This is a genomic window from Massilia sp. GER05 (assembly GCF_052056005.1).
Lineage (GTDB): Bacteria > Pseudomonadota > Gammaproteobacteria > Burkholderiales > Burkholderiaceae_D > Telluria > Telluria orientalis.
This window is the reverse complement of record NZ_CP178858.1, coordinates 4,909,873-4,928,181: the sequence shown is the minus strand read 5'-3', so window position 1 is coordinate 4,928,181 and position 18,309 is coordinate 4,909,873. Positions and strand designations below refer to the sequence as shown.

At 64.0% G+C, this 18,309-nt stretch carries 13 protein-coding genes and 1 pseudogene; 1 reads left to right on the top strand and 13 read right to left on the bottom strand.

Annotated features, from left to right (window positions below):
* Window position 1 precedes the first annotated feature (1 nt).
* The 12 genes and pseudogenes from ACL58G_RS21780 to wrbA all read right to left on the bottom strand — a co-directional run bounded on the left by ACL58G_RS21780 (window position 2) and on the right by wrbA (window position 16,545).
* Window positions 2-3,031, bottom strand: coding sequence for a hypothetical protein (locus ACL58G_RS21780; RefSeq protein ID WP_440963127.1), 3,030 nt, complete (start codon window positions 3,029-3,031; stop codon window positions 2-4).
* 142 nt (window positions 3,032-3,173) lie between these two features.
* On the bottom strand, window positions 3,174-4,010 hold the full coding sequence (locus ACL58G_RS21775) for a thymidylate synthase (RefSeq protein WP_440963126.1): 837 nt from the start codon (window positions 4,008-4,010) through the stop codon (window positions 3,174-3,176).
* 209 nt (window positions 4,011-4,219) lie between these two features.
* Window positions 4,220-4,747, bottom strand: a pseudogene (locus ACL58G_RS21770) (thymidylate synthase); the annotation flags it as partial.
* 36 nt (window positions 4,748-4,783) lie between these two features.
* Window positions 4,784-5,878, bottom strand: coding sequence for a threonine aldolase family protein (locus tag ACL58G_RS21765; RefSeq protein ID WP_440963125.1), 1,095 nt, complete (start codon window positions 5,876-5,878; stop codon window positions 4,784-4,786).
* Between the two features lie 113 nt (window positions 5,879-5,991).
* A complete protein-coding gene (locus tag ACL58G_RS21760) occupies window positions 5,992-8,004 on the bottom strand; it encodes a methyl-accepting chemotaxis protein (RefSeq protein WP_440963124.1) in 2,013 nt (670 codons plus the stop codon).
* A gap of 155 nt (window positions 8,005-8,159) precedes the next feature.
* Complete coding sequence (locus ACL58G_RS21755) at window positions 8,160-9,983, bottom strand: ABC transporter transmembrane domain-containing protein (RefSeq protein WP_413340143.1); 1,824 nt, start codon at window positions 9,981-9,983, stop codon at window positions 8,160-8,162.
* 57 nt (window positions 9,984-10,040) lie between these two features.
* Window positions 10,041-11,120 carry a lipocalin-like domain-containing protein gene (locus tag ACL58G_RS21750; protein WP_440963123.1) on the bottom strand — a complete coding sequence of 360 codons (1,080 nt, stop codon included), beginning with the start codon at window positions 11,118-11,120 and terminating at the stop codon, window positions 10,041-10,043.
* Window positions 11,120-13,681: an FtsX-like permease family protein gene (locus ACL58G_RS21745; protein ID WP_440963122.1), complete on the bottom strand. Its 2,562-nt coding sequence runs from the start codon at window positions 13,679-13,681 to the stop codon at window positions 11,120-11,122. The genes ACL58G_RS21750 and ACL58G_RS21745 overlap by 1 nt, the downstream gene beginning before the upstream one ends.
* Window positions 13,669-14,103, bottom strand: coding sequence for a DUF4124 domain-containing protein (locus ACL58G_RS21740; protein ID WP_413388427.1), 435 nt, complete (start codon window positions 14,101-14,103; stop codon window positions 13,669-13,671). Before ACL58G_RS21740 ends, ACL58G_RS21745 begins: the two co-directional genes overlap by 13 nt.
* Before the next feature lie 13 nt (window positions 14,104-14,116).
* Window positions 14,117-15,532, bottom strand: coding sequence for an FAD-binding oxidoreductase (locus tag ACL58G_RS21735; RefSeq protein WP_440963121.1), 1,416 nt, complete (start codon window positions 15,530-15,532; stop codon window positions 14,117-14,119).
* A complete protein-coding gene (locus ACL58G_RS21730) occupies window positions 15,532-15,930 on the bottom strand; it encodes a DUF2069 domain-containing protein (RefSeq protein WP_413344780.1) in 399 nt (132 codons plus the stop codon). Before ACL58G_RS21730 ends, ACL58G_RS21735 begins: the two co-directional genes overlap by 1 nt.
* 3 nt (window positions 15,931-15,933) lie before the next feature.
* Window positions 15,934-16,545: an NAD(P)H:quinone oxidoreductase gene (wrbA, locus tag ACL58G_RS21725; protein ID WP_413344782.1), complete on the bottom strand. Its 612-nt coding sequence runs from the start codon at window positions 16,543-16,545 to the stop codon at window positions 15,934-15,936.
* A gap of 56 nt (window positions 16,546-16,601) precedes the next feature.
* On the opposite strand from wrbA, the gene ACL58G_RS21720 reads away from it, so the two are divergent.
* Complete coding sequence (locus tag ACL58G_RS21720; RefSeq protein WP_440963120.1) at window positions 16,602-17,978, top strand: YihY family inner membrane protein; 1,377 nt, start codon at window positions 16,602-16,604, stop codon at window positions 17,976-17,978.
* Here ACL58G_RS21720 and ACL58G_RS21715 read toward each other — a convergent pair.
* Window positions 17,968-18,276 (bottom strand): Mpo1-like protein, encoded by a 309-nt coding sequence (locus tag ACL58G_RS21715; RefSeq protein ID WP_440963119.1) that lies wholly within the window; start codon window positions 18,274-18,276, stop codon window positions 17,968-17,970. The genes ACL58G_RS21720 and ACL58G_RS21715 overlap by 11 nt on opposite strands.
* Window positions 18,277-18,309: the final 33 nt, after the last annotated feature.

Sequence of the window (18,309 nt, the reverse complement as noted above, 5' to 3'; positions counted from 1 at the left end):
GCTAGAATAACTTGAATGGTCTATAAGTAGGACGACGAGCGTTTGCCTTTTCTGTCGCCTGTAAAAATGCAGACGCAGTGTCGCCTAGTGCGAACTTGGCAAGCGCTACTTCTGCCAATGCAAGCCACGGAAGCCACCGTGTCTCCCAGGCTTCTGGATGCGCTTTCGTAGCCTCGGCTTCCTGGGACTTCAGATATTCCTCGAAAAGGATCAAATCGGTTATGTTATCTACAGTCCCAACAAGGTAGCGCATTTCGCAGTTTGGGCACGCGTCGAGTCTCGTGCAACTCTCCCCTCTACGTGTGCCAGGTTGGACACCCGCCTTTGGATTCAAACATGCTATCCCGAGGCCTGATCTCGCAGCGTCTGAAAATAGCGCTTCCGCCTCCTCTGGGGAAATACCAAGTTTCTCCGCGGCACCTTCGATCGAAGCAATAATTACAGATTGAAATAGTCGGGTGAATTCGCGTACTTTCTGAACATAAACGAGCTTCGTATGCGTTCGATGCGTGTAGTTATTACCTGTTGTTGAAGATAACACGTGGTCCGCAATCGCCTGAGCGGACTCTGTACTTACTGCTGGATCTTCATGCTGCACCTTTAGCAAATACGATGGTCTTATGAACGATGGGCGTATAGGAAGATCTCTTAGCTCAGCATGATCCTGTAGAAATTCTTTAAAATCGTCCCGTGCCCGAAATTCTGTAATCCCAATAATATCGTTCTGGCGTGTGTCAAGGAATAGTAGCTCTGCTACTTCCCCATTCGCAATCTTGCGGTTGCGGGAAGACATGATTTCGTAATGCTGAATAGCCTGTACGGCCGAGAGCTCGTGGCCAGGCTGAGGTTGAATCGGAAGACAGTCATTAATGCGCTTATATCCGGCCCGCGCTTTCAATCCGAAAGACACGATCATGTGGTTGGGATCTTCCGCTTTTCGAAGACACGCATGCGGCATCTCACGCACCACCTCACAGTTCGCTCCCGTATCTATGAGAATGATGGTCCACAACGCGACCGTTGCTCGCTTATGAGGATGAAGATATGCATGTAGGGCTTCGTTGCCACCCCACTGTCTTTTAATATGATGGTATCGGCCACTGATACCATTGGCATTGCCGCCTAGTGCTCCGATTAAGAGATTCAGAGCGTTGCCTAAATGGCAATCCGTCTTGCCTGATATGAGCCTCGTCCTATTGCGACTGCGCTCTGAAACTGATCGCTCCGGTCGGTCCAGCAAATCTACCATTTCTTCTGGCGAATGTGACGCCTTCGCCAGTGCATGCTGTCCCTTATTCCAATGTTCGAGCCAATGAAGAAAGTCTTTCTCTGCGCAACGACGAATCGCCTCCAGGCGGTTTGCGTTAAGCCGCGCAATCTCCACAACCAAGGCGTCTAAAGTTAACGCTCGTACTTTGGCGGGAGGTAAATTTGCGCAAAGAGCATTGATAAATTCACGCGCTTCTTCCTTATCGCTCTCGTCGAAATATTGGCTGATCTTATGTGTTGCGGCATGTAGTTCTATTGCGCTTTCGTCTAACAGTGCAGTTTTCGCGGAGCTGAGCTGCGCGAGCGAGGGTCGATTCTTCGTTTTTAATGTCGACTTTGCCCCTTTTATTCCCTTTAGTTTCACGGCAGGCACCAGTAGGCTATCGGCAAGTGCAGCCCATAGCCGATTCATTGCCTGTATCTTCATGTGCTTTGTGATGTCTAGTACGTGCTTCGCCGTGCTAGAATTAATAAGGTGGTCCCGCCACTCATAAAGCATCTTTTCCCACCGCGTGGAATCTAGACTTGTGTATTCATCTGTGGCAAGAGTTGAGAAAAATTCCGCTTCGAAGCCGCTCTGTTTATGTTGCTCAAGGAAGAGCAGAAGCGAGGTGAAGACGTGGTGGTAGTCTTTCGCTAGCGCTTCTGAGCCGGCCCCATAAAGCCTATAGAGTATAGGTATTGCCCTTAGTAAAAAATATCGAGCTAGAGGTTGGAATGTCCCGTAGTCATACGGCATTTTCCTTTTGTGTTTTTCAATCAAAAAAGCGAAAGGAGATAAGGACACCGCCTCCGCTCCTTCATCGGGATCGGCTTTCCGGGTAACGTTTGCGGTTCCTGACGCAGCTCGCTTTCGTCCCTTGGGAGAAACTATTTCGAATTTCTTCGGGAGTAAGCCTGCAACTGCCATATGCGCCATCAGATTGTTCGTACATAGGCGATGTCGATCCTTCGTCTTCGGCGAGAGTAAGTCTCCTGTCCGATCCGAAATTTGATCCGCAAGAATTAGATTCCCGAGCCGCTCCACAAATAGCCGCCAGTCTTCTTCACTGAGCGCTTGAGCCGACACATAGCCTTCTTCGACAAAAAAAGCATGGAGGCTTCGGATAAAATGATCAAAGCGACTAGCATAATTGGCGAGCCAAGTTCTTTCTTCTACGCCTGCCGTTTGTCGCAAATTCTTTACAAGAGTACAAGCGGATTCCAAAAAATCCCTTCCGATTATGTCGGCGATATCGGTGTAGTCGTACGTGACCGCATTCCCCCCCTTCCAAGGGGTAGTCTGCAAAACATGGTGCGGCCCATCTTTCGACAGAACCTTTGGATCAAAACGCATGGGGATCAAGCCCGCCTTGGCATATCGTGTTAGCGTTCCAAGGTAGCGACTCTTGAGCTGTTTTTTTCTTACGTCGGATTTTGTTTGGTCGCTTTCGATACGGCTAATTAACCGAGTGGTGAATTCGTTCCAGTCGGCTATCTCCATAGCGTTGGCAGTGGCAATGTTCTTTTTATTCAGAACAGACTCTATGGTGGTGAAGACTAACTGCAGATGTGAAACATACGCCTCTACGCAATACTCGGTCGTGTAGCCCTTTGATTGCGCCATGGCGAACTCGTGCTTGGCCAGGGCGCAAATCTTCTCAACGAAGTTGGGCCCGAGTCGGTTCGCAAACGAAGAATAATCATGCGAAACAGGTTTGTCTCGTACCTTCGTCTGCACGACTAAGTAAGGGTGGGTCAGGTCAGGGTCTGCAGGTTTCATTCCAGTGTCGCCGCTAACGAATCAGTAATATTGCCCAGCGAGAACAATCGGCCTGAGTCGACGCATTATAACGAGCCCATGCAAACTTTACTGGTGCGTCGACGTTTCGCTAAGTTCCTGCGAAGTCGAATTCAGATGCGAATCACTTAGCGATCGGAGCAGGAATGTGCGGATGCGGGTCGTAATTTATAACTTCGAAATCCTCGAACTTGTAATCGAAAATCGAGGCTGGCTTGCGCTTGATTACAAGTTTTGGCAATGGTCGTGGCTCGCGGGTAAGTTGTAGGCGTGCCTGCTCTAAGTGATTGGAATAGAGATGCAAATCTCCGATCGAATGGATAATTTCCTCCACTTCAAGGTCGCACTGTTGTGCAATCATATGAGTAAGGAATGATACGCTCGTACAGTTGAACGGGATGCCCAAGTACAAATCACCTGAGCGTTGCGTTAGATGCGTCGAAAGGCGCCCATTAGCAACGTAGAATTGATACATGATGTGGCAGGGCGGCAAAGCCATTTTGCCTTCAAGCGCATTGAGTTCAGGTGCTTTTGACTCGTCAGGCAAATATGCGACATTCCAAGCATTGATAATATGACGCCGACTGTCAGGACGCTTTTTTATGCCATCGATTAAGGCTGCAATCTGATCGTAGGTTTCTCCGTTCGGGCCTTTCCAAAACCGCCATTGTGCACCGTAGACTGGACCGAGTTCGCCTTCCGGAGTTGCCCACTCATTCCAGATTGAAACGCCATTATCGTTTAGGTACTTGATGTTTGTATCGCCCCGCAGGAACCACAGGAGTTCGTGCAGGATGGACTTAATATGAAGTTTCTTGGTCGTGAGCAACGGAAAGCCGTCGCTCAGATCGTGTCGATACATGCGACCGAAGACCGACAGGGTGCCGGTGCCCGTTCGATCGCCTTTATGGACCCCGTTGTCAAGTACGTCGCGCAGCAGGCTAAGGTATTGCTTGTCCATCGTATGTGGTCTTTCATGGCTTGTTGAGATGCCTGCCTCGCTATGCCGGCGGGGCGCCCAGATTCATCCGGATTATCCGAACTCGAACGTTGTATAGCGTAACACAAATTCTGACGCTAGTATAGGTACTGTACCTATAGATGGTGGGTGCGCAAGTACTTGATTATAAATAGTTTTATCTATGGGTACAGTCAGGGCATGTGGCAAAGAAACGGGACGCCGAGGAAGATGTCGGCACTGCGCTGGTACAGCTGGCACGACAGCTTGCCGTCCGCGACATAAAACTGGAACAGCGCGTGGCACGGCGGCAGCTTCATCTTCGGCACGTCGGCCACGTTCCAGGCCGATACGATCATGCGGCGCGAATCCGGATTATTCCTGATCTGGTCCATGACCTGCGTGATCTGGTCGATGTGCTCGCCCGCGGGCGTCGGCCAGCTGCGCCACTGGTAACCGTAGATGGGACCGAGGTCGCCGTTCGCGTCCGCCCACTCGTCCCAGATCGAGACGCCGTTTTCCTTCAGGTACGCGATGTTGGTGGAGCCGGCGAGGAACCAGATCAGTTCATGGATGATCGAGCGCAGGTGCAGCTTCTTCGTGGTGACGAGCGGGAAGCCGTCCTGCAGGTCGAAGCGCATCTGGTGGCCGAACACGGAACGGGTGCCGGTGCCGGTGCGGTCGGTCTTGACCGTGCCATGGTCCAGCACATGGCGCATCAGGTCGTGGTATTGGCGCATCGGTGGGATCGAGGAAAGGTTGAAAACCCGCGCATTTTAACCGATGCCGCGCTCCACCGCCGCCGCCAGCAGCGCCACGGCTTCGCGCACGCGGCCGTCGGGCGTGTCGACCAGATTGTCGCCCACGTACAGTTCGAAGAACGAGGTGTCCGGCAGCACGCCGTGATTGACGCGGTTGAACGGCCAGATGCCGTGGTCGCGCGCCAGTTCGCGGCGGATCTCCAGCGCGCGCTCGCGGCTCACGGGCAGGTGCACGTGCAGCATGTTGGCTTGCGGCCGGGCGGGGTTCGCGCGCAGCACCGGGTGGTCGCGCAGCACGTCGAACAGGAAGCGCGTGCGCTCGAAGTACGCGGGCATCGCGGCCAGTCGCTGCTCGAACTGCATCGCGGCCGCGACCACGTACGGCGAGCGGTGGATCACGTTGCCGCCCTGGCGCTTGAACCATTCGGCCGCCTGCGCGACGAATTCGCGGCTGCCGGCCAGCATGGCGCCACCGAGGCCGCCGATGCCCTTGTACAGCGACGTGTAGACGGTGTCGAAGCCGGCCGCGACCTCGGCCACCGGGCGGCCATAGCCGGCCGCCGCTTCCCACAGGCGCGCGCCGTCCATGTGCAGGTGGATGCCGCGCGCGCGGCAGTGCGCCTTGATGGCCTGCAGGTCGTCCCACGCCGACAACTGGCCGCCGATCTCGCGCATCGGGATCTCGAGCGCGACGGCGGACAGGCGGTCGGGGATGCCCGTGATGTCGGCGGCGGTCCATGGACGATACGGGTCGCCCGTGCGCAGCGCGTCGAAATGGCCCAGCAACTGGTAGTTGGAACGTTCGTGGACGAAGATGTGGGCGGTCGGATGCAGCGCCACCGGTGCGCGTCCGCGCGCGTCGGCGGCGAGGCGCAAGGCCGTTACCTGCGTGAGCGTGCCGCTGATGCAGAACACGGCGGCCTCGAAGCCGAGAACTTCGGCCACGCGGGCCTCGAAGCCCTGGATCAGGGCGCCGTCGCCGTAGGTGTCGTGGGCGATGCCGTTGGCGTCGCACCAGGCGGCCATGGCGGCGAACATCTCCGCCGGGGTGCGGGCGCGGTGGCCGGGGAAGACGGTGGTGCAGCGGGCGAGCAGTTCGGTGTCGGTCAAGGGGGGCTCCGGTGTAGATGACGTTACTCTACACCGAAGAGGATAGAGGTGAAAGGGCGACGGTCGTCGCTACATCGTCATCCCCGCGAAGGCGGGGACGACGGTGGTTTGAGTTAGTACTGCGCGAGCGCGAGGCGCTTCGTGTCCTGCTGCTGGTCCAGCTTGAACAACCGTACCGAGCGCGCCAGCTGGCCGGCCTGTTCCTGCATGGCCTGGGCGGCCGCGCTGGCTTCCTCGACGAGGGTAGCGTTCTGCTGGGTGACCTGGTCCATCTCGCCGATCGAGCGGTTGATGTGCTCGATGCCGGTGCTCTGCGCCGCATTGGCCGTGCTGATGCGGGCCATGATGGCGGTGACCTTCTCGGCGCTGGCCAGCACTTCGTTCATCGTGACGCCCGCTTCCTGCACGATGCGGCTGCCCGTATCCACTTCCGTCGTCGACGCGACGATCAGGCCCTTGATCTCCTTCGCCGCGGCGGCACTGCGCTGGGCGAGGTTGCGCACCTCGGTCGCCACGACGGCGAAGCCGCGGCCCTGTTCGCCGGCGCGCGCGGCTTCCACGGCGGCGTTGAGGGCGAGGATATTGGTCTGGAACGCGATGCCGTCGATGACGCCGATGATGTCGCCGATCTTGCCGGACGAGGCCTTGATCGTGTCCATCGTGTCGATCACTTCGCGCACCATGCGGCCGCCTTCCTGCGCCACCATCGACGTGTTCACCGCGAGCTGGTTCGCTTCGTGGGCATCGCCGGCGTTGCGGCGCACGGTCTCCGTCAGGTCCTGCATCGAATTCACGGTGGACGCCAGGTTGGCGGCCTGCTGCTCGGTGCGCGAGCACAGGTCCAGGTTGCCGCTCGAGATTTCGCCGGATGCGTTGGCGATCTGCTCGGCGCCGTTGCGCACCTGGCCGACGACGGTCGACAGGCTGCCGCTGATGTCGTTCATGGCGTCGGCCAGCAGGCCGATCTCGTCGCTGCGGTCGACGGGGATGCGCACGGTGAGGTCGCCCTCGGCGATGCGGACGGCGGCGTCGCGGGCCCGTACGAGCGGCCGGGTGACGGTGCGCTTCATCACGGTGTGCAGGATCGCCGCGAAGATCGCCAGCGCCACGAGGCCGATGACGATGTAGCGGTTGCGCAGGCTCGCCGCTTCCGTGGTGATCTCGTCCTCGTACGTGCCGCCCGCGATCATCCAGTTCCAGTCCTTGAACAGCGTGTAGGCGGCGACTTTCGTGCGCGGGCTCGTCTCGCCCGCTTCGGCGTTCTGCCACGGGTACTGGATCAGGCCGTGCTTCGTTTCCAGCATCTCCCGGATGAATTCGCGGCCGCCCGCATCCTTGCTGGCGAGGATGTTCTTGCCTTCCTTGACGGGGTGGACGATCAGGTCGCCGTAGGTCTTGCCGGGCGTCGCGTCGAGCACGTAGTAATAGCCCGTGTCGCCCACCTTCATCTTCCTGATGCGGTCGCGCAGCGCGGCGATGTTGGCGTCGACGTCGAGGCCGACGTACAGGATGCCGATCACCTTGCCGGACGCGTCGCGCACCGGTTCGTAGTCCGTCATGAACTGCTTGCCGAACAGCTTCACCAGGCCGACGTAGGGTTTACCGGCGCGGATCGCGGCATACGCGGGGCTCTCGTGGGCGAGGATCGTGCCGACGGCGCGGTCGCCGTTTTCTTTCTTGACCGACGTGCTGATGCGCACGAAGTCGTCGCCGCTCGCCACGAAGATCGTCGCGTTGCCGCCGGTCTGGTGCGTGAAGCGGTCGGGCAACGTGAAGTCGAGGTTCAGGGGCTTGCCGTTCGCTGTCAGCGTCGGCACCTGCTTGTCGCCGACGGCAACGACCGCGTCAGGGTCCAGCGCGAACTCGCCTTCGAAATCCGTGGCGAAGATGCGGCCGAAGCTCGTGGCCTGGCTCTTCATCACGTTGTCGAACATTTCGACGGCGTTGACGACGCTCTGCAGCTCGGAGTTGACGTTGGCGATCGCGCGGGCATGCAGCATCGACGACGTCGTCCAGGTGATGGTGAAGACGAGGCCGGCGAGGATGACGGCGACGAGGGCGAACGAGAAGGCCGTGATCTTTGATCCGACCGTCAGGTTCGCGACGCTGAACGATTTCTTGTTCATGAAGATAGGGGATGAGCTGACGTTGCGATATGGTACGTCAGGTATCCCCTAGGAAACAAAATTGTGTCGTCTTTTCGACGTGTTCATGCAACAAAATCGTGCCGGGACGGCATGAATCGTTACGTAAAGACGCTCGGCGTTGTCGCCCCGCTAACTCAATGTTCGACTTGCACGTTATGGAACTGTAAAGCCGCCAGGTTCGCGTAGATGCCGCCGAGCGCGACCAGCGATGCATGCGTGCCCGTCTCGACGATGCGCCCGTCCTCCATCACGATGATGCGGTCGGCCCGCTGCACGGTGGCCAGGCGGTGCGCGATGATGAGCGTCGTGCGGCCGACCATCGCCGCTTCCAGCGCGCGCTGCACGAGGCGTTCCGACTCCGCGTCGAGGGCGCTCGTCGCTTCGTCCAGCAGCAGCAGCGGGGGATTCTTGAGCAGCGCCCGCGCGATGGCGATGCGCTGGCGCTGGCCGCCCGACAGGCGCACGCCGCGCTCGCCCAGGTAGGACTGGTAGCCCTGCGGCAGGCGTTCGATGAATTCGTGGGCCGCGGCCAGCTTCGCGGCGGCGATCACTTCTTCGTCCGTCGCGTCGGCGCGGCCGTAGCGGATGTTTTCCAGCGCGTTCGCGGAGAAGATCACGGTATCCTGCGGGACGATGCCGATGGCGCCGCGCAGCACGTGCAGGTCGAGGTCGCGGATGTCCACGCCGTCGAGGCGGATCGAGCCCGCCTGCGGGTCGTAGAAGCGCAGCAGCAGCTGGAACAACGTGGTCTTGCCGGCGCCGGACGGGCCGACGACGGCCACCGTCTCGCCGGGTTTTACATCGAGGCTCACGTGGTCCAGCGCCGCCGTCTCGGGCCGCGACGGGTAAGAGAACTGGACGTTCGCGAGATTCAGGGCGGCGCCGCCGGCCGTGCGGTTCGGCAGCGGCGTCGGGTGCGCGGGGTTGCGGATGTCGGAGCGGACGGCCAGAAGTTCCAGCAGGCGCTCGGTGGCGCCGGCCGCACGCTGGGCCTCGCCCATCACTTCGGACAGCGCGCCGATGGCGCCGGACACGATCGACGCGTACAGGATGAACTGGCCCAGGTCGCCGCCCGTCATGGCGCCTTCCAGGACGGCGTGCGCACCCAGCCACAGCACGAACACGATGGCGCCGAAGACCAGTGCGATCGCGAGCATCGTGAGGACGGCGCGGGCGCGGATGCGCCGCATCGCCGTCGCGAACGCGCCTTCGACGGACGCGCCGAACCGCCGGGCTTCGATCTTCTCGTGGGTAAAGGCCTGCACGGTGGGCATGGCGTTGAGGATCTCGCCGGCGATGGCCGACGCGTCGGCGATGCGGTCCTGCGAATCGCGCGACAGCTTGCGCACGCGCCGGCCGAACAGCACGATCGGCACGACGACCAGCACCAGCAGGCCGAGGATGATGGACGTGAGCTTTGCGCTCGTCACGAACAGCATCGCTAGGCCGCCGATGAACAGTAAGGTGTTGCGCAGCGCGAGCGAGATGCTCGTGCCGACGACGGTCTGGATCAGCGTGGTGTCGGTCGTCAGGCGGGACAGCACCTCGCCGGTGCGCGTCGTCTCGAAGAATTCGGGACTCTGTTCGACGACGTGGCGGTAGACGGCGCTGCGGATGTCCGCCGTCACGCGCTCGCCGAGCCACGACACCGTGTAGTAGCGCGCGGCCGTCGCGACCGCGAGCACGGCCGCCACGCCGAACAGCGCGAGGAACGTGGCGTTGACGCTGGCGGCATTCGACGCACCCCCCTTCGCGCCGAAGCCGTGGTCGATCATCTGCTTGAAGGCTGCGGGAATCGCCAGCGTGGCGCTGGCCGCGACGAGCAGGGCGATGCCGGCGAACAGGAACTGGCGGCGGTACGGCCGCAGGAAGGGCAGCAGGCCTTTCAATGCGGCGAGGGCGCCCTTGCGCGAGGTGGTGTCGTTGGTTGGGGTGGCGCTGGTGGAACCGTTGGTCATGTCGTCTTCGTTGTTCGTCGTTCGTATTCTTCCGGGTGCTTACGGCGTCATGGCCGCTTATAGCTTCATGGCTGATACATAGCCGGTCAGTTCGAGGTAGCCCCTTCCGGCGGCCCGGCCGTCGCGCTGCACGGTGACGGCGCCTTCCCAGTACACGGCGCCGGTCGACCGGCGCGAATCCAGTTCCTGGTCCGGCTGCAGCGGCTCGATCTGCCATTGCGTCGTCCCTGTGGCGAGGAGCGTCGCCACCGGGTAGGCGGCGTTCGTGCGGGGCGAGGTCCAGCTCCGTTGCGGCATGAAGCGGACCTGGTCCGGACCGTATTGCGTCACCTTGCCGGCGCCGTCGCGCCAGGTTGCGTGGGCCCACAGTGTACTACCATCCCTGGCGCGGATCCGGAAGGCCATCAGCGCGCCGCCGTCGTCGAGGTTCAAGCCGGTCCAGTCCCAGCCCGCGGCATTTGTGTCGAGCACCTGGCTGGACCATTCGTGGTCGAGCCATGCGGTGCCCGTCACGGCCTGCCTGCGGCCCGCGTGAACGACGTCGCCGTCGACCTGCAGATGCGGCTCGCTATAGTAATAGCTGGCGTGGCCGGCCTTTGGCCCCTTTTGCGAAAAGCCGGCCTCGCCCTGCAGCAGCACCGGTTGCGTGGGCGTGAGCCGCAACGTGAACGACAGCTCGCCGGAACGCACGACGACGCGGTAGCGGCCGTCCGGTTCGCGCCGCATGCTCCAGTCGTCGAGTTTTACGTCCGTCGTGCCCGTGTCGGCGTAGGCGAGCCCGAAGCCGGCGCGCGCGCTTCTCTGGTCGTGCACGAGGTGGCCGAGCGCCGGATCGGACAGCGCCGCGTGGCCGATGATCAGCTGCTTCGGTGCGAACGCGCTCGGGTTGGCCGGATCCGTCTCCGTGCGGCTGCGGAAGAACGTGACCTGGAAGCCGAGCGGCTTGCCGTCGGGCGTCTTGAGCCAGCCGGTCGCGTACCACCATTCCGTCCGGTAGTCCGGATGGGCGCCGTAGTCGGCCGGGAACGTCAGCGTACGTCCCGGCGTGACGGGCGCAAAAATGGGTGCAGGCGCGGGCGGTGCCGCGTGGACGCACGTCGCGACGAGCCACAGCAGCAGGGTGCGGAATATGCTCATCACCAGTCCTCCCGCACGGCGCGCACCGGCCCGCCGGACAATGCGTAGCGGCCCGACACGAGCGCCGTCGCGACGGACGCCGCCACCAGCACGCCCGCGACACTGCCCAGCAGGGGCCACGGCAGGTGCAACTGCATCGTCCAGTGGAACGACTGTGGATTCACCACGTAGACGAGGATCAGGCTGATGACGAGGCCGAGCACGAAGCCCGTGACGACGCCGAGCGCCGTCAACGCGCCGCCCTCGACGGCGAGGATGCCCAGCACCTGCCGGCGCGTGACGCCCACGTGGCGCAGCATGCCGAATTCCTTCGCGCGCGCCAGCGTCTGCGCGGAAAATGTCGCGGCCACGCCCGAGAGGCCGATGGCGATCGCGATCGCTTCCAGCAAATAGGTCACGGCGAAGCTGCGGTCGAAGATTCGCAAACTCATGGCGCGGATGTCGCCGGGCCGTGCCAGTTGGAGTGCCGCGCCGAACGGCAGTTTGCGGAGCGCGGCCTCGACGTGCGCGACATCGGCGCCGGGCGCGGCCCACAGTGCGGCATCGGTGACGGTCGTGTCGCCCGTCAGCGCGCGATAGTCATCCAGGCGCACGACGACGGAGCCGGTCTGGTTGGCATAGTCGCGCCAGACGCCGGCGATGAAGAAGGGCCGCGGCCGGCCGCCCAGCGGCAGGTCCAGCGTCTGGCCGGCCTTCACGCGGTACAGGTCCGTCATCGCTTCCGACACCCATACGGGACGGGCGCCGGCGGGGACCGGGGCGGAGTCGCCGACGAGGGCCAGCATCCGTCCCGGATCGTTCGCTTCGATATCGCGCGCGACGAGCACGATGTTCGGGCGGGCCGGGTCGAGCGACAACGGCCGCGTGCGCAGGAACGCGGTGCGCGCGACACCGGGCACGCCGGCCAGCGCCGCCTGTTCCGGCGCGCCGAAGCCGCCCGTGTTGCCGCCGGCGCTGCTGCGCACGTACAGGTCGGCCGGCAGGATGTGCAGGATCCAGTCGTCGACGGAGACGCGGAAGCTCGCGACCATGATGCCCATCGCGACCATCAGGCTGAAGCTTGCCAGTACGCCGCCCAGCGCGATCGAGGCCTGGCCCGGCGCGTTGGCGAGGCGCGCCATTGTGAGTGCCAGTACGGGCGAGTGGTCTTCGCGGCGGCGCAGCGCGCGGTCCAGCAGCCGGAACGCGGAGGCGGCCAGCCGCGGCATCAGGCCGATGCCGCCGATGAGCAGCAGGGCGACGGCGCAATAGCCGAACAGCGGCAACCCGAATACGGGCGGCGCGAACGCGCAGGCGCCGGCGAGCAGCAGGCAGATCAGGGCGGGCCAGATGCGGTTGAGGCGCTCCAGCGCCGTCTCGTCGTTGCCGGACTTGAGCGCGATGGCGGGACGGGCACGGGCCGCTTCCAGCGCGGGTGCCGCGCAGCCGAGCAGCGCGACGCCGAGGCCCAGGCCGAAGTAGACGAGGGCGGCGCCCGGCGCGAATTGCACGCGCGGCTTCACGCCGGGGAAGTAGCCGGCACCGAGGTCGCCGCCGAACAGGGACAACGCGGCCGCCGCGAGCCCATAGCCCGCCGCGATGCCGAGCAGGGCGCCGAGCACGCCCAGGGTCGCGCCTTCCAGCAGCACCTGGCGCAGCAGCGCACGCCGTTCCAGGCCGAGCACGCGCAGCAGCGCGAACTGCCCGCGCCGGCGCAGCACGGACAGCGCCTGCGTGGAAAACACGAGGAATGCGCCGGTGAACAGGGCGACCAGCGCCAGCACCGTCAGGTTCACCCGGTACGCGCGGCTGAGGTTATTGCTGCGGCTTTCCTGGTTGGCATCGCCGGGCCGGCCGACCGTGAAGCGGCCGGGATAATCGCGCTCCAGCTCCGCCGCCAGCGCGCGCCCGAACGTGGCGCGGTCGACGCCGTCGCGCAGTTTCAGGTCGATGCGCGACAGCTTGCCGGTGAGGTGAAAACGCCACTGCAGCGCGCCGATGTCCATCACGCCGAGGCGCTGGCCGCTGCGCGCGCGCAGGATCGGCCCCGCCACGCGCAGCGCCAGGTCCCGCGTGCCGGCGCGGACCACGATGCTGGCGCCGCGCGCCTTGCCCAGCCACGCCTGCGCGGCCGGCGACAGGAACACGGCGTCGTCCGCGAGGACGTCGTACGGGTGGGACGCATCCGGCACGCCCATCAGGTCGGGGGCGATATAGCCGGCGCGGAAGGCGTCGAGGCCGACGATCTTCAGCGCCCCCTGTCCATCGGCCCGGGCGGCGTCGACTTCCAGCACGGGCGAGGCGAGGGCGACCCCTTCGTGCGTGGCCAGGCGCGGATAGATGCCTTCGTCGAACAAGGCTTCGCGTCCCGTGACCTGGACGTCGGCCTGGCCGGACAGGCTGTGCACGGCCGCGTTGAATTCATTGAATGCCGCCGCATTGATCAGGTGGATGGCGAAGCCCATCGCGACGCCGACCGCGATGGCGACGACGGCCAGCACCGCGCGCATCGGGTGCGCGCGCCACTCGCCGAACAGCAGCCAGCGCGACAACGGGTTGACGCCGAAGATCACGCCGGACATTCCACCGCCAGCGCTTCCGTCGCCCGTTTCGACCGGCGCAGCGCGGCCACCCTGGCGCGGCCGGTCAGCCGGGCGACGTCTTCCTCGGCCCAGCGCTTGCGCAGGTTCAGCCGCGCGCACTGCTTGCGGTGCGTGGCGGCGGCCCTGGCCCGGCGCGCGTCGGCCTTGTCGCTGCGTTCCTGTTCCTGCGCGCGCGCGATGCGCAGCTTTTCCAGTTGGAGGAGCGTGCGCGCGTCGCGCGTCGGCACCGATTCCGCGCCGTCCGGGCGGATGCCCGCCGGCGCCGGCAGTTCGACCGATTTGCCGTGGGCGCACGGGCGATCCGAGTAACCCGTCTTGCCGTCGTGCGTGCACTTGTAGACGGGATCGGCGAGGGCGCTGGTCAACAGGCAGGCCGCCAGCAGGGGAAGAAAACGCATCATGAAGGTCTCCGGGTCACAGGATTTTACCGGGGTTCATGATGCCCAGCGGGTCGAGCGCGGCCTTGATCGCACGCATCAGCTGCAGCTCGACCGGCGACTTGTAGCGCGGGAGCTCGTCGCGCTTCAACGCGCCGATCCCGTGCTCGGCCGAGATCGACCCGCCATGCGCCGCCACGCTGTCGTGCACGATGCGGTTGATGGGGCCCTGCTCGGCGAGGAAATCGTCGTGGCGGATGTCTTCCGGCGGCGCGACGTTGTAGTGCAGGTTGCCGTCGCCCAGGTGGCCGAAGCAGACCACCTGCACACCGGGATAGTCCGCTTCCAGTTGCGCATCCGTCGTCTCGATGAAGTCGGCGATGCGCGAGATCGGCACGGAGATGTCGTGCTTGATGTTCTTGCCGGCCGCCGCCTGCGCGAGCGGGATGTGCTCGCGGATGGCCCACAGCGCGCGCGACTGGGCGATCGACGTCGCGACGACGGCGTCCTGCGCGAGCCCGTCTTCCAGCGCCCGTTCGATCGCGCGCTCCAGCAGCGCCACGCCGTGCGCCTCGGACTCGTGGCTCGACAGTTCCAGCAGCGCGTATTGCGGATAGCGTTCCGGGAACGGCTGCGGCAGGTCGGGGAAGTGGCTGGCGACGAGGCGCAGGCTGACGTCGCTCATCAATTCATAGCCCGTCAAGGTCGGCCCGCATTCGCCTTCGACGAGCTTCAGCAGCGCCAGCGCGTCGCGCGGCGTGGCCAGCGCGACGAGCGCCGTGATCGCCGCCTTCGGCTGCGGGAACAGTTTCAGTACGGCCGCCGTGATGACGCCGAGCGTGCCTTCCGCGCCCACGTACAGGTCGCGCAGGTCGTAGCCGGTGTTGTCCTTGCGCAGGCCGCGTAGGGCATCCCACACCTCGCCCTGCGCCGTGACGACTTCCAGGCCCAGGCACAGTTCGCGCGTGTTCCCGTAGCGCAGGACGCCCGTGCCGCCCGCATTGGTCGACAAATTGCCCCCGATGGTGCAGCTGCCTTCGGCCGCCAGCGACAGCGGGAACAGCATGCCGTGTTCGCTGGCCGCCTGCTGGATGTCCTGCAGGATGCAGCCGGCTTCCACCGTCATCGTGCGGTTGAACGTATCGACGGTGCGGATGCGGTTCAGGCGCCGCAGCGACAGCACGATGGCGTCGCCCGCCGCATCCGGCACGCTGCCCAGCACGAGGCCGGTGCGGCCGCCCTGCGGCACGATCGGGACGCGCAGTTCCGCGCACAGGCGGACGACGGCGGCCACTTCCGCCGTGCTGGCGGGGCGCACGACCGCGCGGGCACGGCCCGTGAAGCGGCCGCGCCAGTCGGTCAGATAGGGGGCGGTGTCGTGCTCGTCGACGAGGACGTTGGCCGCGCCGACGATGCCGGCGCAGCGCTCGATAAGGTGATCAGCGATGAGCATCAGTCATGCGGTACTTTGACCTTGTCGAGCAATTCCTTGGCCAGCTTCTGCGCCTGCTTCTTGTACGGGCGGAGGTACAGCAGGGCGAACAGGAAGTACGAGACGACGAGCAGCGCTTCGCCCAGCGCCATCATGCGCGAGATTTCCGTCTTGTCGCTCCAGGCGCGCACGATGCCTTCGACGAAGTAGATCAGGATGACCATCGACGACCACTGCAGCGTGTACAGGTCGCGCTTGAGGACGCCGCGCAGCGGCAGCAGCAGCGGCAGGGCCTTCAGCGCCAGCAGCGAGCCGCCCGGGTGGAGGGGCGCGACGACGATCTCCCAGACCAGCAGCCAGGCGAACAGGATGACGAGACTCGTCACCGCGCCCGTATGAAATACCCTTTGCGTTTGCATCGCTTACTCCGTCCCCTGCAGTTTGCGGCTGGCGATCGCGAGGCGCCGGCCGAGCGCGATCGCGAGCCGCTTCTCGTCTTCCGTCACCGGGCGGTTGCCGTCCACGCCCGACCAGTGGGTCGCGCCGTAGGGACTGCCGCCGCTCGCGGTGGTCATCAGTTCCGGCTCGGTGTAGGGCAGGCCCATCACCATCATGCCGTGGTGCAGCAGCGGGATCATCATCGACAGCAGGGTCGATTCCTGGCCGCCGTGCAGGCTGCCCGTCGACGTGAAGACCGCGGCCGGCTTGCCGGCCAGCGTGCCGGACAGCCACTGCGCGGAAGTACCGTCGAGAAAATATTTCATGGGCGCCGCCATATTGCCGAACCGCGTAGGCGAACCCAGCGCCAGTCCGGCACACTCCGCCAGATCCTCGAGCTCCACGTAGGGCGCGCCGGCACGCGGGATGTCGGGTTCCGTCGCTTCGGCCACCGTCGACACCGCGGGAACAGTCCGCAACCGCGCTTCCATGCCCGGCACGCTGTCGATGCCCTGGCCGATCAGTTCGGCCAGCCGGCGCGTCTTTCCATGACGCGAGTAATACAACACGAGGATAATCCGATTGGTTGGGTTCATCGTTGGTATTATAGGGCGCTTTACAAGATGACACGCTCGCCGTCGGCGCTTTTTCGATGCTTTCCAAGACCGTCACCAATCTTTCCCGCAGCACGACCGAGATGATCAACACGGGCGTCGACCGGGTGCGCGGACTGACATGGAACGAGGCGCGCGACCTCGTGCGCTTCGCGCGCCGCCGCCTGACCGAGGAAAAGCTGCCGCAGGTGGCGGGCAGCCTCACGTTCACGACCACGCTCGCGATCGTCCCGCTGCTGACGATCGTGCTGGCCATCTTCACCACGTTTCCGATGTTCGGCAAGCTGCGCACGGCGCTGGACAATTACTTCGTCCAGATGCTGATGCCAAAGGCGATCGCCAACACGATCACGTCGAACCTCACGCAGTTCGCCAGCAAGGCGACGGGGCTGTCGGCCGTCGGCGGTATCGCCCTCGTGTTCACGACCGTCGCGCTGATCGGCACGATCGAGCGGGCGTTCAACCAGATCTGGAAGGTGCGCCGCCCCCGTCCGGTCGTGCAGCGGGTGCTCGTGTACTGGGCGCTCGTCACCCTGGGGCCGCTCGCGTTCGGCCTGTCGCTCACGTTGACGTCGCAACTGTTTTCCGCCACCAACGGGCTGATGAGCCTCGTGCCGTTCCTGGGCGCCGTGTTCTATACCCTCGTGTCGGTCGCGCTGACGACGGGCGCCTACGTGCTGCTGTACATGACGGTGCCGAACCGCGACGTCGACTGGCGCGATGCCATGTGGGGCGGCCTCGTCGCCGCCATCGCGTTCGAGGTGGCGAAACGCGTGTTCGCCATCTTCATCCGGCAATTCCCCACCTACGCCATCATCTATGGCGCGTTGGCCGCGCTGCCGCTGTTCCTCGTCTGGATGTACCTGTCGTGGATGATCACGCTGGTCGGCGCGCTGCTGACGGCCGCGCTGCCCATCGTCAAGTACGAACGCTGGTGGTACGAACCCGTGCCCGGCGGCGCCTTCGTCGATGCGATGGCCGTGCTGAAGGTGCTGCATGGCGGGGCGCGCCTGACGGGGACCGCGATGGTGTCGAGTGCGCAGATCCGTACGTGCACGCGGATCGGCTACGACGAGATGACGGAGCTGCTGGAGCGGATGGTGGCGGCCGGCTGGGTCGGGCGCGTGCACGTCGAGGAGCAGGTACCACTGCGCTGGAGGATGGGAAAAGGCGGAGGTGCGCGGGCCGGGACCGATTGCTGGGTCTTGCTCGCCGATCCGCGCCTCGTCAGGCTCGCGGACGTCTACCGGCTGTTCGTGTTCGGCGGCGTCAAGAGCGAGGCCGGACCGCCGGCCGACGACGCGCAGTCGCCGCTGGCGCTGGACACGGCTGCGCTCGCCCGCCAGGTCGAGGCGTCCGTCGAGCGGGGGCTGGACGAGACGCTGGCGGAGCATTTCGAACAGGTCACCAGCTGAGCTTGCCCGTCAGCATCTCCCAATACATCACCCAGTCCGCGCGGAACGAATACCACGGGTAGCCGAACGTGGCCGGACGGTTCTTTTCGAAAAAGAAGTGCCCGATCCAGGCGCCGCCATAGCCCGTCACGACGGCGACGACGAGCCACCACGGATTCAGGCTGTCGATGTATTGCGCAATGCCCGCGATGGCCGACGACGTGCCGAGGAAGTGGGCGCGCCGGCACATCCGGTTCTCGTGCTGGGTCAGGTACCAGGGATAGAACTGCGCGAAACTGTCGTAGCGGACGGCGGCCATGCTGCTCTCCCGGTTGTCTCCCTGCCGTCCAGT